The sequence below is a fragment of the Aromatoleum anaerobium genome (genome assembly GCF_012910705.2).
GTDB lineage: Bacteria > Pseudomonadota > Gammaproteobacteria > Burkholderiales > Rhodocyclaceae > Aromatoleum > Aromatoleum anaerobium.
In genome coordinates this window covers 71,613-90,331 of record NZ_WTVG02000001.1, presented here as the reverse complement: position 1 = coordinate 90,331, position 18,719 = coordinate 71,613, and the positions used below count along the sequence as shown (strand labels likewise).

Annotated in this window: 22 protein-coding genes and 1 pseudogene; 11 read left to right on the top strand and 12 right to left on the bottom strand. The window is 63.7% G+C overall.

Going from position 1 to position 18,719, the window contains the following annotated elements; translation table 11 throughout:
- The first annotated feature begins 37 nt into the window (after window positions 1-37).
- The 9 genes from GO606_RS00525 (at window position 38) to GO606_RS00485 (ending at window position 8,116) form a co-directional block, all read left to right on the top strand.
- Window positions 38-1,291 (top strand): M24 family metallopeptidase, encoded by a 1,254-nt coding sequence (locus tag GO606_RS00525; protein ID WP_169120302.1) that lies wholly within the window; start codon window positions 38-40, stop codon window positions 1,289-1,291.
- A complete protein-coding gene (locus tag GO606_RS00520; protein WP_169120300.1) occupies window positions 1,281-1,646 on the top strand; it encodes a cupin domain-containing protein in 366 nt (121 codons plus the stop codon). Before GO606_RS00525 ends, GO606_RS00520 begins: the two co-directional genes overlap by 11 nt.
- A 32-nt stretch (window positions 1,647-1,678) precedes the next feature.
- Complete coding sequence (locus tag GO606_RS00515) at window positions 1,679-2,074, top strand: DoxX family protein (RefSeq protein ID WP_169120298.1); 396 nt, start codon at window positions 1,679-1,681, stop codon at window positions 2,072-2,074.
- A complete protein-coding gene (locus GO606_RS00510) occupies window positions 2,071-3,000 on the top strand; it encodes an NAD(P)-dependent oxidoreductase (protein ID WP_211166816.1) in 930 nt (309 codons plus the stop codon). The genes GO606_RS00515 and GO606_RS00510 overlap by 4 nt, the downstream gene beginning before the upstream one ends.
- A gap of 11 nt (window positions 3,001-3,011) precedes the next feature.
- Window positions 3,012-4,472 (top strand): NADP-dependent succinate-semialdehyde dehydrogenase, encoded by a 1,461-nt coding sequence (gene gabD, locus GO606_RS00505; RefSeq protein ID WP_169120296.1) that lies wholly within the window; start codon window positions 3,012-3,014, stop codon window positions 4,470-4,472.
- Between the two features lie 33 nt (window positions 4,473-4,505).
- Complete coding sequence (locus GO606_RS00500; protein ID WP_169120294.1) at window positions 4,506-5,087, top strand: antibiotic biosynthesis monooxygenase; 582 nt, start codon at window positions 4,506-4,508, stop codon at window positions 5,085-5,087.
- Window positions 4,982-6,190 (top strand): CobW family GTP-binding protein, encoded by a 1,209-nt coding sequence (locus tag GO606_RS00495; protein ID WP_246979207.1) that lies wholly within the window; start codon window positions 4,982-4,984, stop codon window positions 6,188-6,190. The genes GO606_RS00500 and GO606_RS00495 overlap by 106 nt, the downstream gene beginning before the upstream one ends.
- The gene (locus tag GO606_RS00490; RefSeq protein ID WP_169120290.1) at window positions 6,187-7,422 is read left to right on the top strand and encodes an MFS transporter; all 1,236 of its coding nucleotides are present in this window, start codon (window positions 6,187-6,189) and stop codon (window positions 7,420-7,422) included. Before GO606_RS00495 ends, GO606_RS00490 begins: the two co-directional genes overlap by 4 nt.
- A 70-nt stretch (window positions 7,423-7,492) precedes the next feature.
- A complete protein-coding gene (locus GO606_RS00485) occupies window positions 7,493-8,116 on the top strand; it encodes a DsbA family protein (protein ID WP_169120288.1) in 624 nt (207 codons plus the stop codon).
- 49 nt (window positions 8,117-8,165) lie between these two features.
- Here the strand turns inward: GO606_RS00485 and GO606_RS00480 are convergent, their stop codons facing one another.
- On the bottom strand, window positions 8,166-10,151 hold the full coding sequence (locus GO606_RS00480) for a sigma-54-dependent Fis family transcriptional regulator (protein ID WP_246979206.1): 1,986 nt from the start codon (window positions 10,149-10,151) through the stop codon (window positions 8,166-8,168).
- A 306-nt stretch (window positions 10,152-10,457) separates the two neighbouring features.
- On the opposite strand from GO606_RS00480, the gene GO606_RS00475 reads away from it, so the two are divergent.
- Window positions 10,458-10,739 (top strand): hypothetical protein, encoded by a 282-nt coding sequence (locus tag GO606_RS00475; protein ID WP_169120730.1) that lies wholly within the window; start codon window positions 10,458-10,460, stop codon window positions 10,737-10,739.
- Window positions 10,740-10,871: 132 nt separating this feature from the next.
- Here the strand turns inward: GO606_RS00475 and GO606_RS00470 are convergent, their stop codons facing one another.
- The 7 genes and pseudogenes from GO606_RS00470 to GO606_RS00440 all read right to left on the bottom strand — a co-directional run bounded on the left by GO606_RS00470 (window position 10,872) and on the right by GO606_RS00440 (window position 14,074).
- Window positions 10,872-11,285 carry a putative toxin-antitoxin system toxin component, PIN family gene (locus GO606_RS00470; RefSeq protein ID WP_169120732.1) on the bottom strand — a complete coding sequence of 138 codons (414 nt, stop codon included), beginning with the start codon at window positions 11,283-11,285 and terminating at the stop codon, window positions 10,872-10,874.
- Window positions 11,286-11,291: 6 nt separating this feature from the next.
- The gene (locus GO606_RS00465) at window positions 11,292-11,564 is read right to left on the bottom strand and encodes a ribbon-helix-helix domain-containing protein (RefSeq protein ID WP_169120734.1); all 273 of its coding nucleotides are present in this window, start codon (window positions 11,562-11,564) and stop codon (window positions 11,292-11,294) included.
- Entirely contained in the window at window positions 11,557-12,213 is a 657-nt protein-coding gene (locus GO606_RS00460) for a hypothetical protein (RefSeq protein ID WP_169120736.1), read from the bottom strand. Before GO606_RS00460 ends, GO606_RS00465 begins: the two co-directional genes overlap by 8 nt.
- Window positions 12,210-12,398, bottom strand: a pseudogene (locus GO606_RS00455) (IS3 family transposase); the annotation flags it as partial. The pseudogene GO606_RS00455 and the gene GO606_RS00460, both read right to left, overlap by 4 nt.
- 247 nt (window positions 12,399-12,645) lie before the next feature.
- On the bottom strand, window positions 12,646-13,344 hold the full coding sequence (locus tag GO606_RS00450; protein ID WP_169120738.1) for a TraX family protein: 699 nt from the start codon (window positions 13,342-13,344) through the stop codon (window positions 12,646-12,648).
- Window positions 13,341-13,940 (bottom strand): lysozyme family protein, encoded by a 600-nt coding sequence (locus GO606_RS00445; protein WP_425532172.1) that lies wholly within the window; start codon window positions 13,938-13,940, stop codon window positions 13,341-13,343. Before GO606_RS00445 ends, GO606_RS00450 begins: the two co-directional genes overlap by 4 nt.
- A 2-nt stretch (window positions 13,941-13,942) precedes the next feature.
- The gene (locus GO606_RS00440) at window positions 13,943-14,074 is read right to left on the bottom strand and encodes a TrbM/KikA/MpfK family conjugal transfer protein (protein WP_246979231.1); all 132 of its coding nucleotides are present in this window, start codon (window positions 14,072-14,074) and stop codon (window positions 13,943-13,945) included.
- A 265-nt stretch (window positions 14,075-14,339) separates the two neighbouring features.
- On the opposite strand from GO606_RS00440, the gene GO606_RS00435 reads away from it, so the two are divergent.
- Window positions 14,340-15,560, top strand: a complete 1,221-nt coding sequence (locus GO606_RS00435; RefSeq protein ID WP_246979205.1) for an IS110 family RNA-guided transposase — start codon at window positions 14,340-14,342, stop codon at window positions 15,558-15,560.
- Here GO606_RS00435 and GO606_RS00430 read toward each other — a convergent pair.
- From GO606_RS00430 to trbJ, 4 genes are read right to left on the bottom strand one after another with little or no spacing between them, the layout of a single operon-like run.
- Window positions 15,494-16,072 carry a TrbM/KikA/MpfK family conjugal transfer protein gene (locus GO606_RS00430; RefSeq protein ID WP_169119630.1) on the bottom strand — a complete coding sequence of 193 codons (579 nt, stop codon included), beginning with the start codon at window positions 16,070-16,072 and terminating at the stop codon, window positions 15,494-15,496. The genes GO606_RS00435 and GO606_RS00430 overlap by 67 nt on opposite strands.
- Window positions 16,073-16,089: 17 nt before the next feature.
- Window positions 16,090-17,712 (bottom strand): P-type conjugative transfer protein TrbL, encoded by a 1,623-nt coding sequence (trbL, locus tag GO606_RS00425; RefSeq protein WP_211166742.1) that lies wholly within the window; start codon window positions 17,710-17,712, stop codon window positions 16,090-16,092.
- An 11-nt stretch (window positions 17,713-17,723) separates the two neighbouring features.
- Window positions 17,724-17,945: an entry exclusion lipoprotein TrbK gene (trbK, locus tag GO606_RS00420; protein ID WP_169119629.1), complete on the bottom strand. Its 222-nt coding sequence runs from the start codon at window positions 17,943-17,945 to the stop codon at window positions 17,724-17,726.
- 9 nt (window positions 17,946-17,954) lie between these two features.
- Complete coding sequence (gene trbJ, locus GO606_RS00415) at window positions 17,955-18,713, bottom strand: P-type conjugative transfer protein TrbJ (RefSeq protein WP_169119628.1); 759 nt, start codon at window positions 18,711-18,713, stop codon at window positions 17,955-17,957.
- Window positions 18,714-18,719: the final 6 nt, after the last annotated feature.

Genomic DNA, 18,719 nt, shown 5'->3' with positions numbered 1-18,719 from the left:
CCGTTGTGATTACTGATAAGCAATCGAGGAGACAAACATGAAGTACAACCGACCGCATGCCACCGCCAGCTGGGGCACGATGGCCAAGGACTGGGAGCGCGGCATCGACTACCCGCGCATGGTGCGCGAGCGTTTCGAACGTGCTCAGGCCGCGGTGAAGGCCGCCGGCCTGGGCGCGGTGCTGTGCTTCAACGTTGACAATGTGCGGTACGTGACCGGCACGCACATCGGCGAGTGGGTGCGCGACAAGTTCGACCGTTATGCGCTTTGCCCGCGTGACGGCGAGCCCTACCTGTGGGATCCGGCGCCGCCGGCCAAGCGCATCAGCTCGCCGTGGATCGCGGACCGCGTGGCGGCGCCGATCAGCAACATGCAGGGCGCGCTGCCGCCGAAGGTCGGCGCGCAGCGGGACTTCGCGCGCCAGATCAAGAAGATGCTGGTGCATTACGGCATCGAAAAGGAGCCGCTGGGCATCGACCTGCTGGAGCTGCCGATGCTGCGTGCGCTGGAGCAGGAAGGCATTGAGGTGGTCGATGGCCAGCAGGCCATGCTCGACGCGCGCGAGGTCAAGACGCGCGATGAGATCGAGTGCCTCAAGGTGGCGGCGTCGATGGTGGATGCCACCTATTACGACATCTGCAAGGCGATCCGGCCGGGCACGCGCGAGAACGAACTCGTCGCGATTGCCCACGACCGCCTGTTCCGCCTCGGCTCCGAGCGCGTCGAGTGTGTGAATTCGGTCGCCGGTCCGCGCGGCACGCCGCATTCGCATACCTTCTCCGACCGCATCATCCAGCCGGGCGACATGGTGTATCTGGACCTCATGCACTCCTTCAACGGCTATCGGACTTGCTACTACCGCACCTTCGTATGCGGCGAGCCGAACAAGCACCAGATCGAGGCGTATGAAACGGCCTCGAAATGGATCAGCGCTTCGATCGACGCGATCCGTCCGGGGGCGACCGTCGAGGAAGTGGCGAGCGTGTGGCCGGCCGCGCAGGAATTCGGCTATGCCAACGAGGACGAGGCCTTCCTGCTGGAATACGGCCACGGCATCGGCCTGAGCCTGTGGGAGCGTCCGATCATCAGCCGCCGCTTCCAGGGGCAGAACACCGTCCTCAAGGAAGGCATGGTGTTCGCGGTCGAGACCTGGAAGGGCGCGGCCGATGGTTCCGGCGCGGCGCGGATCGAGGAGGAGGTGGTGGTGACCAAGGACGGTTGCGAGGTCATTACCAATTTCCCCTCGGACCGCCTGATTTCCTGCGGTCTGCCAGGTTGCGATGTCTTCTGAGGCGACCCGGGGGCGTCTGGTCCACGCGGCCGGACAGACTCCGGTCTGTCCGGCCCTGCACACGCTGACCGATGCACGTGCCCTCGTCAATGGCAAGACCGTCGGTGCAAGCCAGGCCGAGCTGTATCTGGTGGAAATCCATCCCGGCGGCGAAGGCCTGGAGGATTCCCATCCGGGATGCGAGCACGGCTTCTTCGTGCTGTCGGGCGAAGGCGAGGCGTATGTGGAAGGCGAGCATTTTGCGCTGCGGCCGGACGACAGCCTGTTCATCCCGAAGGGGGCGCGCCATTCGGTCAGACCGACCGGCGGGCAGTCCCTAAAGATGATCGTGTTCATGGCACCGCACCGGACCTAAGCCGGCGCGACTTATCAGATATGCGGGGAAATATGGCTCTTACCATTTCCACTTTCGATCTCACTAATGGCGCAGTGCTGCTCCGCATCATCTGCAGCCTTTTCTTCTTTCCCCATATCTACTTCAAGATCGTCGGCAACCCGCCACCGGCGCTGGGCTTCTTCAAGGCAGCCGGATTCAGGCCCGCGGGCGTCTGGATGAGAATCGCGATGGTCATCGAACTGGTGGCGGCGATCGGCCTGCTGTTCGGCATCTACACGCAATGGGTCGCACTCGTCGCCGCGGCGAGCCTGATGACTGCAGCCATGGCTGTCTGTTTCGCGAATCGCTGCGCGAAATGGCTGTGGAACCTCAACGGCATGGAGTTTCCGATTTTCTGGTCCCTGTGTTGTCTGGTAGTCGCGATGCTGTACTGGGGGCAGCCATGAGCGGGGTCTCGGTGATGAAGGCCGCGAACGACACGCGGGTCGGCTGGATCGGCCTGGGCAAGATGGGTACGCCGATGGCCGCTAATCTGCTGGCTGCGGGGCACGCGATAACCGTCTACAACCGCTCCGCAGCGCGCGCCGACGCGCTGGTCGAAAAGGGGGCCGCTTTGGCGCCATCGGTGGCGGCGCTGGCGCGCGATTGTGCGATCGTCATTTCTATGGTCAGCGACGATGCCGCGCTGCAGGGCATCACGCTGGATGCGGGCGGCGTGTTCGAGGCGGCGACCCCGGGCATGGTGTTCATCGACATGAGCACCGTTTCGCCGGCCTTGTCGGAACGGATCGCTGCGGCTGCGTCGGCGAAGGGTATTCACTACCTGCGCGCCCCCGTTTCGGGCAGCACGACGACCGCAGCGGCCGGCGCGCTCACGATCCTCGCGTCCGGTCCGAAGGACGCCTACGAGCGCTGCTTGCCGCTGCTTCAGGCGATGGGCAAGAAGCTCTACTACCTCGGGCCGGCCGAACAGGCGAGGTATCTGAAAGTCGCCATCAACATGATGCTGGGGGTCACGGCGGGGATGCTGGGCGAGGCGCTGGCGCTGGGCGAGCGCGGCGGCGTCGAGTGGGCGCAGATGATCGAGGTCATCAACAACAGCGTCGTCGGATCGCCGCTGCTCGCCTACAAGGCGGAGATGCTGACGACGCGCAACTTCGCGCCGATGTTTACGGCCTCGCAGATGGCCAAGGATTTTGATCTTGCGCTGGAGGCGGGCCGCGACGCCAACGTGCCCATGCCGCTCGCCGCAGTGTCGCGCCAGTTCCTGGGCGCGATGATCGCCTCCGGCCGCGGCGAACTGGATTTCTTCGCCTACGTCACCATGCTCGAAGAGCTCGCCGGTTTGAAACCCGTGGGCAGTCACGGATAAAGAGGAAGAACATGCTGAATCTGAAAGACGCTGCCCTGTTCCGGCAGCAGTGCTACATCGACGGCGCTTGGCAGGATGCCGACAACGGTGAGTCGCAACCGGTCAGGAACCCGTCGACCGGCGAAGTGCTGGGTACCACCCCGCGGATGGGCGCCGCCGAGACGCGTCGGGCCATCCTGGCGGCCGAGGCCGCCTGGCCGGCCTGGCGAGCCAAGACCGCCAAGGAGCGTGCCGGGCTGCTGCGCAAGTGGTACGACCTGATGCTCGCCCATCAGGACGACCTCGCAGCCATCCTGACCGCGGAGCAGGGCAAGCCATTCGCCGAAGCGCGGGGCGAGATTCTGTATGGCGCGTCCTTCATCGAGTGGTTCGCCGAGGAAGCCAAGCGCATCTATGGCGACACAATTCCCGAACCCGTTGCCGGACGGCGCCTCGTAGTCATCAAGCAGCCAGTGGGCGTGGTTGCCGCGATTACGCCGTGGAATTTCCCCAACGCGATGATTACGCGCAAGGTCGGTCCGGCACTGGCCGCGGGCTGCACGGTGGTCGTCAAGCCGGCAAGCCAGACGCCTTATTCGGCGCTTGCCCTGGCCGAACTCGCGGAGCGCGCCGGGATACCGCGCGGCGTGTTCAACGTCGTCACCGGGTCTGCGAGAGCGATCGGCGGCGAACTCACGGCCAACCCGGCCGTGCGCAAGCTCTCGTTCACCGGTTCGACTGAGATCGGCCAGGAGTTGATGGCGCAATGCGCTGCGACGATCAAGAAGATTTCGCTCGAACTCGGCGGCAATGCACCGTTCATCGTGTTCGACGATGCCGATCTCGATGCAGCGGTAGCCGGCGCCATCGCGTCGAAGTTTCGCAATACCGGACAGACCTGCGTGTGCACCAACCGTTTGCTGGTGCAGGCGGGAGTCTATGACGAATTCGCACGGCGGCTGAGCGACGCGGTGTCTCGGCTCAAGGTGGCGGACGGCTTCGATCCGGATGCGCAGCAGGGGCCGTTGATCGACCAGGCAGCGGTCGACAAGGTCGAGGCGCACATCGCCGACGCTGTCTCCAAAGGCGCAAGGGTGCTGGTCGGCGGCAAACGTCATGCCCGCGGCGGAACCTTCTTCGAACCCACGGTTCTCGCCGATGTGACGACCGGGATGGCGGTTGCACGCGAGGAAACCTTCGGTCCGGTGGCGCCGCTGTTCCGCTTCGAAACCGAGGAAGAAGCCATCCGTATGGCCAACGATACGGAGTTCGGGCTGGCGTCGTACTTCTACTCGCGCGACATCGGCCGGGTGTGGCGTGTCGCCGGCGCGCTGGAATACGGCATGGTGGGGATCAACGAAGGCCTGATATCCACTGAAGTCGCACCTTTCGGTGGCGTCAAACATTCGGGTCTGGGGCGCGAAGGGTCGAAGTACGGCATCGACGAGTACCTCGAGATGAAGTACCTGTGCATGGGCGGAATCGGCGGCTGAAGCGCGGCCGAAGGCTGAAAAGGGAGCGCCCGGATGATCGCCTACACGCCGCCCGGATTCCATGTGTCGCCCTGCGACCAGGTGTCCTTTGTCGTCAGGCACCGCGTGCGGGAAGGCTGCAGCACCGAATATGAGGATTGGCTGCGCCGGATCATGGAGCGGGCGGCGGGCTTTCCGGGGCACCTCGGGGTGCAGGTCGCGAGACCGCCCGAAGGCGGTCGGGAGTATGTGATCGTAGTGCGCTTCGCGAGCGAGCGCGAGGCCCGCCGCTGGGGCGATTCTACGGACCGGCGGGACCTGGTCGATATCGTGCGCGGTTGTCTCGAAGGGGGCGACGCGGTGGAGATCCATTCGGGTATCGACTTCTGGTTTACGCCTGAAGCGCCCGGTCAACATCATCCCGTGCGCTGGAAGCAGTGGCTCGTCACGACCTCGGTGATCTGGCCCCTGACCCTGGTGGTGCCGCCTGTCCTCGAACCGCTGTTTCGCTCGCTGCCGCTGGCGGGGCAGTGGGGCGTCAGCCACGGCATCGTGGCTGCGACCATCGTGGCATTGGTCATCTACCTGATCATGCCGCCTTATGTGAAGTTTCTCGCCGGTTGGCTGTTTCGCTGACGGGCGCCGGCGCCCCGAACATTGAGAAGATCATGGCCAACATTCCAGTAACTGTCCTCACGGGCTTCCTCGGCAGCGGCAAGACCACGCTGTTGAACCGTGCCTTGCGGGATCCGCAATTGAAGGGCACCGTCGTGATCGTCAATGAATTCGGCGAGATCGGCCTGGATCACGAACTCATCGAGGCAAGCAGCGACTCCGTGGTTCTGCTGCAGAACGGCTGCCTGTGCTGCTCGGTGCGCGGCGACCTGGTCGAGACGCTGATCGATCTGCATCAAAAGCGCCTGAAGGGTGAGATTCCGGAATTCGACCATGTCGTGATCGAGACGTCCGGCCTTGCCGAACCCACTCCGGTCACGGAGGTGCTCGTCGCCGCGCCTGGAGTCAAGTCATGCTTCAGTCTGGCAGGGATCGTCACAACGGTCGATGCCGTCAATGGGCTGGCCACGCTAGATGCCCATGAACAGTCGGTGAAGCAGATCGCATTGGCCGACCGCATCGTGATGACGAAGTCGGACCTGCTAACCCGGCCCGATGAACTGCGGGAACGCCTGGCACGGCTCAATCCTGCTTGCGAAGTGCTGGATGCCCGCGAGGTGGATGCAGGTGCCCTGATGCGCTTCGTGGCCAGCAACCGCCAGGAACCTGCATGGCGCGTCGTTGCCGCTCAGCAAGGCGAGCGGCAAGTGCATGGTGGCAGTTCGCAGGGTGAGGCCCACGGCCACGACGCCCGGATCAAACGCTTCACGATCGTCAGGGACGAGCCCTGGGACCTCGAGACGCTCAAACTCCTGCTCGAAGCCTTGGCGACCAATGCGGGGCCGGCGCTGTTGCGCGTCAAGGGACTCATCCACATGCAGGATTCGCCGGAGCGCCCGGCGGTGATCCACGGTGCGCAGCAGCTCGTCCACAGCCTTTCATGGCTCGATCGCTGGCCGAGCGAAGATCGGCGCACCCGGATCGTGTTCATAACGATGGACCAGGGGGCCGAGGAAATCGGGGAACTGGTCGAGGACATCGAACGCCTGTCGCAACGGACACGTGCGGTGCGTGAGAGGGCTGCGAACCATACTGGAGCCGTGACGGGAGGGGCGAACCGATGAATGCAGCCGGCAAAGTTGCGTCATCGCGCAGCGATTTTGAAGTTATTTCCCTTGTCAGCCTCGCGCATGCGGCGTCGCACTTCTTTCAGATGGTCCTGCCACCCCTGTTCCCGTGGCTCATGAAGGAGTTTTCGCTGAGCTTCACGTCGGTGGGGCTGCTGATGACCGTGTTCTTCGTCGTTTCGGGCCTCGGGCAGGCGGTCGCCGGGTTTGCCGTCGACCGGTTCGGCGCGCACCGGGTGCTGTTGGCCGGCCTCGCGCTGCTCGGGCTGTCCGGCGTGTTGCTGGCGGTCTCGCAAAACCCTGTCATGCTGGTTCTCGCTGCTGCGGTCGCCGGCCTCGGCAATGCCGTTTTTCACCCAGCGGACTTCACGCTGCTCAACCGCCATGTCTCATCGCCGCGGCTCGGGCATGCGTTCTCGACGCACGGACTGACGGGTACCCTCGGGTGGGCGGCGGCACCGGTGCTGATGTTCGCTGTCGCCAGTGCGTCGACATGGCGCGTTGCCGCCGTTGTCGCTGCGGTGGTGGTTCTTGTTCCGTTCCTGCTGTTGCTTTATCGCGGAAATTTCGCGCCGCCCGAAAAGCATGAGGAGATATCCGTGCGACCGGGCGGGCCCGCGCGCGACAATGCCTTCGGCTTTCTGCAGTCGCGCGATGTGTGGATGTGTTTCGCGTTTTTCGTGTTCTGGACGCTGGCATTCAGCGCGGTGCAGAACTTCCTGCCGCCGGTGTTGGGGACGATGTATGGACTTTCCTTGTCCCTCGCGACGTCGGCCGTGACGGCCTATATGCTGGGGAGCGCTGCTGGCACCGTGAGCGGGGGATTCTTGGTCAATGGCCCGTCGCCTGACCGGATGGTGGCATGGGGGCTTGCAGCGGCAGCACTGATCGCATTGGTGCTCGCGACTTCGGCGCCCCCAGCTGTGCTTGTCGTGCCCTTGATGGCAGCCATGGGGTTCTGCGCGGGTCTGGCGGGACCGTCGCGCGACATGCTGGTGCGAAAGTCCGCGGTGTCCGGGGCAGGCGCAACGTCCTACGGCCGCATTTACGGCTTCGTATATTCCGGTCTGGATTCCGGTCTGGCCATTTCGCCGCTGCTTTTCGGCCGGCTGATGGACGCCGGGCAACTCTCGCAAGTCATCGTGGGCGTGGCGCTGTTCCAGGGGCTGGCGATCCTGACCGCCCTGCGGGTGGGGCAGCGGGTGCCGATCCCGGCAACGCAATCCTGATCGGTCGCGAAAAATCGTGCGGGATCGGCGCGACGGTCGAACGGTCCCCTTTCAATCTGGAAATTGAGCAATGTCACAAAAAGAAATCATCTACTTCGGCGACCCAATGTGTTCGTGGTGCTACGGATTCACGAACGTTATCCAGGAACTGCGGGCGAGTTATAGCGACCGCGCAAGTGTGAGGCTGGTAATGGGCGGACTGCGCCCGGACGGTACCCACGTCGTCGATGATCGCTATCGCAACTTCCTCCGCGGACACTGGCAGGAAATCAGCGAGCGCACCGGCCAGCCGTTCGACCTCACGATCCTCGAAAACACCGGCTGGATCTACGACACCGAGAAGGCCTGCCGCGCGGTCGTGGTCGCGCGCAGGCTCAAGCCTGAAGTGGAGTGGGAGTACTTCGCGGCGGCCCAGCGCGGTTTTTACCACCACAATCACAACCCCAACGATCCTGAATCCTTTGCACGGATTGGCGAGACCTTCGGCATCGAGCGCGAGGTTTTCCTGAAGGCGTACGCCGACGCGGAAAGCATCGAAGCGACGCAGGAGGACTTTCGACAGGCGAGAAGTGTCGGCGTCGACAGCTTTCCGACCGTACTCGTGCGCGACGAACGCGGTTTGGCTGCCCTGACGATCGGCTATCGGCCGCTGCAGGCACTCGTCGGCCCGCTGGAGCATTGGCTCGGGCAGTGAGCGGTAGCGCGCCCCGGGGCAGGACATCCTGCCCCGTGGTGAATGCGTTTTACCTGACGGTGAACGACTTCACCAGACCGTGCTGCTGCATGCGTCGATACACGGTGCTGCGGGAAAGTCCGAGTTTGCGGGCCGCTTCGGCAACATTGCCATTGAACTCCTCGATCGCGCTACGGATCAGATCGAGTTGGATCGCGGGGATCGATTGATCCCGGGAGGACGCGGCCGCATGCTGGCGTTCAGGTGTGCGCCTGTCGCGCATTCGATAGGCGAGATGGCCGGGTTTGATGATGCTGCCCTCGGCCATGATGGCGCCCATCTCGAGGACGTTCTCGAGCTCGCGCACATTGCCCGGCCAGGGGTACTGGCGCAGCAGCTCGATGGCGGGGGGCGACAGCGACAGCGCGGGCTTGTCGATCTTCTCGCCGAGCGTGTCGAGCAGGTGGCGGGCGATCAGCGCGATGTCGTCGCCGCGCTCGCGCAGCGGCGGCAGCGCGAGCTCCACCACGCTCAGGCGGTAGTACAGATCCTGGCGAAACTCGCCGGTGCGGCTCTTGCCGTACAGATCCTCGTTGGCCGCGGCGATCACGCGCACGTCGATGCGGATCGGCCGGGTGTCGCCCAGGCGCGTGATGGTGCCCTCCTGCAGCGCGCGCAGCAGTTTCGACTGCAGGTCGAGCGGCATCTGATTGATCTCGTCGAGGAAGATCGTGCCACCGTCGGCGAGTTCGAGCTTGCCGACCTGCCCGCCCTTGCGCGCGCCGGTGAAGGCGCCGCTGCGGTAGCCGAAGATCTCCGACTCCATCAGCTCGCGCGGGATCGCCGCGCAGTTGAGCGCGACGAAAGGACCGCTGCGCCGCGGCGAGCAGTTGTGGATCGACTGGGCGAAGAGCTCCTTGCCGGTGCCCGTCTCGCCCAGGATCAGGATGCGCGTGTTCTGTCGCGCCGCGGTGCGGGCGAGCTCGATCTGGCGCAGCAGCGCGGGCGACTCACCGAGGATGTCGTCGAAAGTGAACACCGCGTTGAAGCCGGAGAACTCGCGCACCTCGTTGAGGAACTCGCGCCGCTCGCGCAGCGCGAGGATCGCGCCCGTCACGGCCTCGTTGGCGTACATCACGTAGGGCGTGATGACGAAGTGGCCGCGCCCGCCGGGGCGCTCCGAACTCACCTCGAAGGCGGCGTTATCCCCCCGCACGGGCAACAGCTGGGCGAGCTCGGGCTGCGAGGGAAAGAGCCGCACGAAGGGCTTGCCCTGGATTTCGCCGGCGGTGACGGCGAGGCTCTTGCACGCGGCCGGGTTGATGTGGGTCACCATGCCCGCCGCGTCGATGGTGATGATCGCCTCGGAAATGCTCCCGAGCACCGAGGCGAGCAGCACGTCGCTGCCGCGCTTCTCCTCGGCCATTTCGCGCTCGCGCAGCCGCTCGCGGATCGCCTCGGCGGCCGAAATCACCATCCCCAGCGTGTGGCGGTGGGCGCGCGTGGTCTCCCCGGACAGGGTCACCGCCCCGAGCAGCATCCCCTCGGGCGAGAAGACCGGCGCCGCGGCGCAGGTCCACAGGTGGTGGCGCACGTTCCAGTGCTCGGCGCCGGTGAGCTGCACCGGGCGCTTCTCGATCAGCGCGAGGCTGATCGCGTTGGTGCCGGCCACCTCCTCGGCGCGCGAGCACCCCGGCACGTAGTTGTTGTCGCGCGCCATCGCGAGGATGTCCTCGTCGCCGAACACCTCGAGCACCACGCCGCTGCGCTCGGTGAGCACCAGGATGAAGCCCGTGCCCTTGACCGCCGTGCGCAGAAACTCCATGAACGGCAGGGCGGTTTCGATCAGGATGCGGTTTTCCTCGCGCACCGCCGCCAGGCGCCGCGCATCGAGCATCACCGGCAGCTTGGGCGCGCGCGGGTCGATCCCCAGGCCGCGGCAGCGCAGCCACGACTGCGCCACCTCCGGACGCACCACCGTCTCGTCTACATGCCCCGTGTCGACAAGATGCTGCCAAGCGGCTCTGACGCTGGCCAATGAAGTTTCCCTACTCATGCTCGTCGCTCCTCATCGCACTGGAAAATATCGGACCAGACCCTTCATCTCGGCTTAAGCATAGCACCGACACGAGACGTACGATTCAATTTGCGACGATTGTCGCACAACCTTCCGCAAGTCCTTACAGCGCGGATCCTGCAGATCCGCATGCGCTTGCACTTGGGGCAGACCGCGCGTTTCGTGGACTGGCGGCATCCGGGCTGCGCAAATGCAGTTGCGTACCGGGCGCATCATTGCGATGATCGGCATCACCGGCATGAAGGTCGGTAATCCGATGAGCAGCAATCGCGCGTTCGCCAGGCGATGGAGCTGAATTCGCCCGTTCTCATCGAGGTACTGGTGGAACGGACACAGGAAAAGTCCCCGTGGCCGTTCCTGGCCGAGACCTATACCCGCATCGTCCCGCTTTCGCGGGTCCGCCCGCCGCTTTCCGGGCCTTCCACGACGCATATTTCGGCCCAATTCGGCCCTTGCGCTTATGAGCGTTTTACCCCATCCTGCGCACCGTTCGAAACGCCACTTTCAAACCCCTCCAAGTGGCGCCATTACGCCGATCATGCCCGGCGCCTTTATGCCGATCCGTGACAGCCACAGCTTCTTGTCTTCGTGCTCACTGCGGCAGGTTGTCGAGGCACAGATCCCAGAACGAGAGAATCAGCCGGGATGTCATCGCTACTCCTTTCCGCGCAGAGGGATGCCCTTGGAAGCCCATGGGCGCTAGCTCTCCCGCAGTCCGATAAAGGTTCGCACCGGGACAATCCGGGTGCGGCCATGACACTCGAGCGCCAGCAGATCGCGCTTGTCGCCGGTGACCAGATAATCGGCGTCGCCAGCCATGGCCATGGCCACCAGGTAGTTGTCGTAGGGATCGGGTGAGACCTCCACGACGGGCAGCTTTTCGAGCATCATCGCCAGCTTGCGCAGATCGTTCACCATCCGCCCCGCCTCCATCGGCCGGATACGGAACCGGACCCCCTCGCGCCGGGTGACGCGGCGGATTTCCTCGAGCTGCTGGTCGCAGGAGAGCAGCGTGAATTCACCTGCGCGCCAGGACTGATAGGCGCGGTCGGGCGGCGTGTCCTTCGTGATCAGTGCGGCAATCAGAATATTGGTGTCGAGCACAACCCGCATGACCGGTTACACCGGCCTGGGCGTCGTCGGCCACATTTCCGCCCGCACGGCGGCACAGGCTTCGTCGATGGCCGCCTGCAGCTCATCGGCCGGAATATCGGCGTTGCGCCCCTTGATGGCCTGCACGTTCTGATCAAACATCCGCCAGCGCACGGCGTCCTCGATGAAGCGCGAGATGTCGCCCTTGCGCATCCCCTGGGCCCCCAGAAAAGCGCGCAGCGCCAGATCGGTTTCCCTGGAAACCGTCACCGTCCACCTTGTCGTCGAATCCTCAGCCATGATCGCACCTACCCCTATAAACACCTAAGCCTCTACCAACATAGCACCTTTTATGCCCGTACACCAGCACAGAATCGTCGCCGCCGCCGCCGGCGCGACCGGGCGTTAACTGCGGCACGACGCCGTTGATCAGCAGGGTGGTTAACTCCACGAGCGATGCGCCAGTGCCGCCGAAGGTCGGTGTCGACGACTTGAGTTCCACACCGTGTCCGAGCAGGAGCCACCGCGTTGTCGTCGGCCCGTGGGAACCCTGATGGTTCTGCTTGAAGCGGCAGGCATCGAAGGTCCCTGCGGGGATGGTGATCTTCTCGAAGCCGATGAAAGTCGCGCTCTCGGACTCCGCAATCGTAATGGGCTGCTGCTCAACGCCGTTGATGGTATTCGTTGTGACCATGGCGAACGTCAGCGTGCTGACAATACCCGGCGCCAAGTCGAGTAACAGGACCAGCGGCGGCATAAAGACGCTCTTGCTCCGTGACTGCATCGTCGCGGTGGTGAGTTCTGAAAGGCTGCCGTACTGCGCCAACTCGGTGCGCCCGGTGAAGCGCCAATATTCCTTATTAGTGTAGAGAGGGGAGTTGGCGGGTGTGAATGTGCTCAGGGTCTCGGTCGCCACGTGCCCCTCGAACTTGACCTCGCCGCCGATCACGCGTTGTTCTGGCTACCGGAGAGAGATGAAACCGGGGCGTGCTGCAGATTGTAGAAGAGCTCGATGTAATCGCACACATCCGAGCCAGCCGGTGCCCGGTCCGCATAAATTTTTCGCTTGATCCGCTTGCGCTTGAGCAGCTGAAAGAAGCTTTCGGCGACTGCGCAGTCGTGGCAGTTGCCATGCTGGCCGAGCGTTCGGAGACGGATTGCTGCTTCCACGCGTAGTAGCCGCTCGGATGCAAACCCTCGTTTCACTCGCAGGGAAGCCGCCGAGGGAGACGCCCTGCTGCTGGCGGGGAATGACACCCGCACCAGGGAGGAAATCGGGGCTCCGAAGCCCACGGAGTATTCGGCCGAAGCCCACGACGACAACATGAGAGCCAGCAGCCCCGATCAGAAAAACGGCTTTACGCATGGATCTTGTCTCCATTCAAAAGAACAGGTATCCGGCATTGCTCATCGGAATCCGGATCAGCCAAAGCGCGGCGAGGTGCATGGGGTAATAGGCGTAGAACGCCCAGCGAAGGCGGGGCATGCGGAGCTCGACCAGCGAGGCGATCAGGACGAGCGGCACAGCGGCCAGTGCCCACAGGTTCCCGTTGACGGGCCAGAGGGCCACGCACGCCAGTACGGCGGTGCCGGCTGACCACCAGGACGGGCGCTTGCAGTGCCACCACACGGCGAGGCCGAGGGCAACAGCCGGCCACCAGTATTCGACGGAGCTGCCGCCGATCACGAAGAGGATGCCGGCGACGATCCAAGTGCCCGCCCTGCCCTTCTCGACCAGCAGCAGCGTGCTGGCGACGACAAAGAGCGTGAAAAGCACATTGAGCGGCCACCACCCGGAGGCGAGCCCGCCCAGGGCGATGAAAGGGACCGATGCCACCGTACCGAAGAGCGCCAGGCGTTTCATGGTGCGGCCATAGGCTCCGCGCGCCATGACATTGGGCCGGGACAGGTTGTAAGCCAGGACGAAGATGAAGAGCGGCAGTGCGACCCGGCCCGCCTCAAACAGAGCCGGCAGCGCGGCGTTGAACAGGTATTTGTTGACGTGGTCCCCCGTCATCAACACCAGGGCGATCCACTTCAAGGCTTCCAGGGAGCCATCGGAGATTCGCAGCGGCTTCATTCGTTCGAGCTGGTGAATGTGATCTGACGCGGCACATAGGCGGCCGTTCGGGCGGCTCGCGGCGGGGCCGGCTGCGCGGCTGGAGCTGCCGGCGCGGTCGCAGCGGCCTCCGCCTTCATCGCTGGCGTTGAGGGCGTTGCGCCCTCCTTGGTCACGTCGAGGGTGACAAACCGGGCTTCAATCCAATCCGCCCACTTCGCGGCCTTCTTCATCAGGTCGGCGCGATAGATGGCGTTGAACTGCGGGGTGCGGGAATGGTAGTTCGCCGCTCGCGTCCAGATGTCTCCCTTGTCGTGGCGAAGGTGCATCCGCAGCCGCCAAGCGGCCAGGTCGAACGAGTAGCAGCCGGCGGCCGCTACATCGTTCGCCGTGATACCGTACCGCTCCAGCTCACGCAGGTACGCGGTATTGAACTGCATCGGGCCTACGTCATGCGTGCCGTTCGTGTTGCGTACCCATTGGCCCGGCTTGCCATCTTCCTTTTCGGCGACCGCCAATACGATGTTGGCGGGCACTTCATACTTCACAGCGGACGAGATCGAACACGCGATGCGCTCTTTCTCCAGCGGGGGGAGATCCGCAACGAACGGCAGCATGATTAGCTGTCTCCCCACCAATAGTTCCGGCGCTCCGTTTCCAAGCGGGCGTTATATTCCGCTCGGGCGCGTTCGTAGTCCTTTGCTTCGACCCAATATCCCCCGTTCTCCGGCGTCCCGACATACTTGGGCATGGTCTGGCTAACGGTGATTGCGATGGCCGCCACCCCTGATGATGAAAGAGAATTCGGGGTGGAAGGAGGCGGGAAGAGGTCGCGCAATTTTTTGGCGGCTCGACCCCGCAAGCTAACGTGACCCGCCGAACTGACTCGTACCCCGGATTGCTTCCATAGAGAGCGCACGTTAAACAGGCCGTCGGCGACTTGTCGCCTTCAGGCACTCTTTCAGTTCTGGCACCCGCCCCCTTCCACTGTTAAGTGTAATTCGACGGGAGATGGCATGGAACTGGTAGCGCTACACAAACGAGTCATCGGACTGGATGTGCATCAGGCGCAAATTACGGCCTGCGCGATCCTCGAAGAGGCCGACGGCACGACGCGTATCGAACAGCGGCAATTCGGTGCGTTCAAACGCGATCGGCGCGCACTGGCCGACTGGGCGGCATCGCTTGCTCCCGATCAGGTGGTGATGGAGAGCACGGGCATCTACTGGAAGAGCCCGTATGCCGCACTGGAAGCGGTGGGCATCCGTGGGCAAGTGGTCAATGCCCGGCACGTCAAGAATGTTCCCGGACGCAAGACCGATGTCGGCGATGCGCAATGGTTGGCGACGCTCTCGCGTGCCGGATTGCTGCGCGGTTCGTTCGTGCCGCCGGCACGGCTGCGTGAGTTGCGTCTGATTTCGCGGCAGCGGCAGAAACTGGTGGGTCTGCTGGCCTCCGAGAAGAACCGCCTGCACAAGGTGCTGACCGACGGCGGCATCCGCCTGGGCGTGGTGGTGAGCGATCTGCATGGTCAGTCGGCACGCGCCATGGTCAAGGCCATCATCGAAGGGCACTCGCCGAACGAGGTGCTGAAGTTCGCCAGTCGGCGACTCAAGGCCAGTCGCGAGGAAATCTTCGATGCCTTGCAAGGGGAACTGACCGACAGCCATCGCTTCGTGCTCGATGAACTGATGCACCATGTCGAGGAGATCGAGGCGCGCATTGCGCGCTTCGATGCGCGACTTCTGGATGGACTGCAGGACGAACGAAACGCGCTCGCCTTGCTGCAAACCCTGCCCGGCGTCGATCTGATCGGCGCAGCCATGCTGCTGGTGGAAATTGGCACCGATATGGAGGCATTCGGCTGCGCGGATCGGCTGACGTCCTGGGTCGGCATCTGCCCGGGCAACAATGAGTCGGCGGGCAAGCGCAAATCCGGACGCGTTCGCAAGGGCAACCTCTATGTCCGACGCCTGCTCTGCGAGTTCGCTCATGCCGCCAGCCGCACCAAATCGGCCTTGCAGTCGAAGTTCCAGTCGCTCATCGTTCGCCGCGGCCACAAACGCGCCATCGTCGCCTTGGCACACAAGATTCTGCGCACCATCTACTTCATGCTCAAACGTGGCGAACACTACCGGGATTCAGCCACCGACTATGAGGCGCTTTCCGTTCAACGCAACGCTCCACGCTGGATCAAGGCGCTGACTCGCTTCGGCTTCATTCGCGCAGCCGCCTGATTCACCCGCCCTTCCACCCCATGACCTTCAGCGGTCAGGCGCGCGCTCGTCTCGGATGTGGGCTCTTTCACGTTAAAGTCGGTGTAGGCGTGGCCCGTGTAGGCTGCGCAGTGGTCCGGCATCCTGTTGCTGATGTAGATTTCGCCGCCGTCGCCGCCGGTCCACATTTGCAGCGTGCTATTCAACGATGCGGCGTCGCAGCGGCCGGCACCGCGCGAGATGGCCCGAACCAGGGCCGACATTTGCGGCGTCTGGTTGGCGACCGGGCACTTGTTCAGGAAATCGAGCCGCGCCTCGAGCGTGTCGGACAGCTTCTTTTTCTTGATGCCGAAGTAGCGATCCAAGGACGGCGTGCACTCGCTCGGCCGTTGTCCTGTAGAGAGGCACAGGATTGCCTCGCAAGCCAGGCGAGTGTCGCCGGAGAGCACGTCCGCGTCTTGCGCGCTGGCCGAGTTGGCCGCTGCGCTCAGGGCCGCCGCCACGAGAACCATGCCAAACAGGTTCTTCTTCATTCTTCGTTTCTCCTTGCTCATGTGGATTTGGTGTCTCGGTTGGCGAACGCCGCGATTTCTGCCGCCGCGTCGGCATCGCTAGTCCCGGCCCCCGCGAGGGTGTCACCTGCGAACGTCGGCACCGATTCGACGGCGCTTCCTGCCTCGTCTCTCGCATTCCCGGCCTTGATGGCGGCGGCGATCTTGCCCCCTGGGGTTTCGGCGATGCGCTCCATCGCAGCATCCTTGATGCTGGTCATCTTTTCCTTCGCCACCTGTGCAGTGCCTTTGGCCAGGTTCGCCGTCGCGTCCGCGGCGATCAGGCCCGCTTTCGCTGCCGACGCCCGCATCCCGCCCGAGCTTTGTTGCTGGCCGCCTTCGGCCTTTCCTGCTCCGCTCGATCCGGCGCTGTTTTTGGAATCCCCGGTCTTGCCTTGGCCCTGGTGGGTCTTCCCTTGGTCGTTGCCCTTGGCGTCCCCACCCTGCCCTTCGGCCTGCAACCCCGAGCTGCCGTCCGATTGGGTGCCGCCAGAGGAGGCGAAGCCGGCCGCTTGAGCGAATGGTGTGCTGCCGGTGCTGTCCTCGCTCTTGTTGCCCACGCCACCGCCCCACATGCTGGTGAGCACGTCGGAGCCGGATTGCACGTTCTCGCTGGCCTTCGAGAAGGCCGACATCAGGCCTTGCGCACCGCCGGCAGCGTTCGCGGCACCAGCGGCCAACATCGCGCCCCCTGTTGCCGCTGCTGCTGCCGCCATACCGGCGGCGCCGATTGCCGCACCAGCCCCGAAATTGCCGATCCCTGCATGCCCGACGCTTGCGCCTGTGATGACCCCGGCAATGAGGCTGGGAATCTTGTTGACCAGGACAAGCAGGATGACGCAGACAATCAGCATCACCCCCAATTCCTTGAGGTTGATGCCTTCGCTCATCCGCGCGTAATAGTCATCCAGGAAGGTCTTGCCGATGCCGACCAGGAGCACCATGGCCATGAGCTGGGCGGCTACGCCCAGCACGGTCTTGTAGTAGTTGATCGCCATGTCGCTCGTCCAACGGCTACCACCGAAGCCGAGGAAGAACACGCCGCCATAGGCGAGCACCCAACCGGACGCCAGGAGCAGAAGCATGTTCACGCCGACTAGGGCGAGAACAACCAGGATCACCAGGGCCATGAGGATGCCGGCCATGCTGTCCACTGGCGACCAGACGAACGACTGATCCATGACCTTGTAGAAGATCGCAAAGCCCACATCGACGACGCCAGACGGAGATAGCGCATTCCCCAAGCCTGTCGCGTTGCCCGCGATTTGGCGCAGCGACGCATAGATCGAAGAGGCAAAATTGGGGCCGTTGGTCAGCAGCCACCAGAAGAAGCCTGTGAAGATGGTGAAGCGGACGAACTCCGCGAAGAACTCGCCAATGTCAGCCTTGCGCAAAGCCATCATGCCGAACGTCCAGACCATCGAAATTAGAACGAGCGTCCAGAACAGCCAGGTCGCAGCATTCGTGATGACGCCGGCCCACGCACTGGCCGCGCTGTTGTAACGGTTCAGAACATCGTCAAAGAGGCCGGCGCTGTTGACTGCGGCATGGGCGTCCAACGAAAAGAACGCCAGCCAAACGAGCAGCGGCACGGCGAGTTTCAAGCTGGCTGGCATTCTCATTTGTCAGCGCCTCACCAAGTCTTTTGTTCGCTGGGTTTGAAGGCGCCGCGCCGCAAGCACTGAGAAGAAAACGCTTGCTGCACGCCCTTATCCAGCTTGGCGATGTTTTCAGGGCGGCAGTTTTCGTCGTTTACTTCGGGAAGATCCTGCGCGGCCGGCTTGTTATCGCAGCCGGCCAGAAGGGCCGCCACGAGGGCGGCTCCGGTCAGGATCAGGGTCTTGGTTGCTTGCATGAATCCCCCTTACCAGGAGCGCGCCGGGCTGACCTGGAACGTGCCACGGCGCAGTTGTTCGGAGGCGACTTGCTGCTGCGCCTCGCGGTCGGCTTCCGCCTGCATGCGGGTGGCAACCGCGTTCTGCTGGGCGATCAGCAGCCCCCGGATCTGCAAGAGCTGGTTGGCTTGCTGGCTGGCGAGCTGGTTGGCATAGCCGAGGGCCTGCATCTGGCCGCTGGCGCTTTGGGCACTCGATTGCAGTTGCTCCAGCGTGCGGGCGTCGGTCTTGAGGGCTTCCTGTTGTCTGTCGAGGCCACGGAAAAGTGCATCGTTGGCCTTCTTCTGCGATTCGGAAGCCAGGCGGCGGTTTTCATTCATGGCCGCCCGCTCCGTATCGCTGCACCCGGCAGATGAGAAGCACGGCGAGCCCCGGTAATAGGCCACGTCCTGAAACTTGCCAAGGTAGGCATCGACGCTGCCGAGCTGCGTCTTGTAGTAGTTCAGGGTGTCGACCGCGCTCATCAAGCCGTTGATGGTCGATTGCGCGCGGTCCCAAATGTAGGCGGTCGGCGCCACCGTGTTTTGCAGTTGGTTCTCGTACTGCTGGAGCTGCGTCGAATACTGCTCGATCTGTTTGAGCGTTTGGGCAACACTCTCGATGGCCGTCGTGATGGTTTGCGAGAGGTTGGCGCCGTCGATGACCGGAATCCCGGCGTGCGCCGTGAGCGGGCCTGCGGACAGAGCGACGACCAGGGCGGCTTTAGCGGCTAAAAATTTCATCTTCATAAGTGC

What these genes read in the sequence shown, in the direction of transcription:
- GO606_RS00525 (WP_169120302.1), top strand. Translation starts at nt 38, where the DNA reads ATGAAGTACAACCGACCGCATGCCACCGCCAGCTGGGGCACGATGGCC.
- GO606_RS00520 (WP_169120300.1), top strand. Translation starts at nt 1,281, where the DNA reads ATGTCTTCTGAGGCGACCCGGGGGCGTCTGGTCCACGCGGCCGGACAG.
- GO606_RS00515 (WP_169120298.1), top strand. Translation starts at nt 1,679, where the DNA reads ATGGCTCTTACCATTTCCACTTTCGATCTCACTAATGGCGCAGTGCTG.
- GO606_RS00510 (WP_211166816.1), top strand. Translation starts at nt 2,071, where the DNA reads ATGAGCGGGGTCTCGGTGATGAAGGCCGCGAACGACACGCGGGTCGGC.
- gabD (WP_169120296.1), top strand. Translation starts at nt 3,012, where the DNA reads ATGCTGAATCTGAAAGACGCTGCCCTGTTCCGGCAGCAGTGCTACATC.
- GO606_RS00500 (WP_169120294.1), top strand. Translation starts at nt 4,506, where the DNA reads ATGATCGCCTACACGCCGCCCGGATTCCATGTGTCGCCCTGCGACCAG.
- GO606_RS00490 (WP_169120290.1), top strand. Translation starts at nt 6,187, where the DNA reads ATGAATGCAGCCGGCAAAGTTGCGTCATCGCGCAGCGATTTTGAAGTT.
- GO606_RS00485 (WP_169120288.1), top strand. Translation starts at nt 7,493, where the DNA reads ATGTCACAAAAAGAAATCATCTACTTCGGCGACCCAATGTGTTCGTGG.
- GO606_RS00480 (WP_246979206.1), bottom strand. Translation starts at nt 10,151, where the DNA reads ATGAGTAGGGAAACTTCATTGGCCAGCGTCAGAGCCGCTTGGCAGCAT.
- GO606_RS00475 (WP_169120730.1), top strand. Translation starts at nt 10,458, where the DNA reads ATGGAGCTGAATTCGCCCGTTCTCATCGAGGTACTGGTGGAACGGACA.
- GO606_RS00470 (WP_169120732.1), bottom strand. Translation starts at nt 11,285, where the DNA reads ATGCGGGTTGTGCTCGACACCAATATTCTGATTGCCGCACTGATCACG.
- GO606_RS00465 (WP_169120734.1), bottom strand. Translation starts at nt 11,564, where the DNA reads ATGGCTGAGGATTCGACGACAAGGTGGACGGTGACGGTTTCCAGGGAA.
- GO606_RS00450 (WP_169120738.1), bottom strand. Translation starts at nt 13,344, where the DNA reads ATGAAGCCGCTGCGAATCTCCGATGGCTCCCTGGAAGCCTTGAAGTGG.
- GO606_RS00445 (WP_425532172.1), bottom strand. Translation starts at nt 13,940, where the DNA reads ATGCTGCCGTTCGTTGCGGATCTCCCCCCGCTGGAGAAAGAGCGCATC.
- GO606_RS00440 (WP_246979231.1), bottom strand. Translation starts at nt 14,074, where the DNA reads ATGCCCAAGTATGTCGGGACGCCGGAGAACGGGGGATATTGGGTCGAA.
- GO606_RS00435 (WP_246979205.1), top strand. Translation starts at nt 14,340, where the DNA reads ATGGAACTGGTAGCGCTACACAAACGAGTCATCGGACTGGATGTGCAT.
- GO606_RS00430 (WP_169119630.1), bottom strand. Translation starts at nt 16,072, where the DNA reads ATGAAGAAGAACCTGTTTGGCATGGTTCTCGTGGCGGCGGCCCTGAGC.
- trbL (WP_211166742.1), bottom strand. Translation starts at nt 17,712, where the DNA reads ATGAGAATGCCAGCCAGCTTGAAACTCGCCGTGCCGCTGCTCGTTTGG.
- trbK (WP_169119629.1), bottom strand. Translation starts at nt 17,945, where the DNA reads ATGCAAGCAACCAAGACCCTGATCCTGACCGGAGCCGCCCTCGTGGCG.
- trbJ (WP_169119628.1), bottom strand. Translation starts at nt 18,713, where the DNA reads ATGAAGATGAAATTTTTAGCCGCTAAAGCCGCCCTGGTCGTCGCTCTG.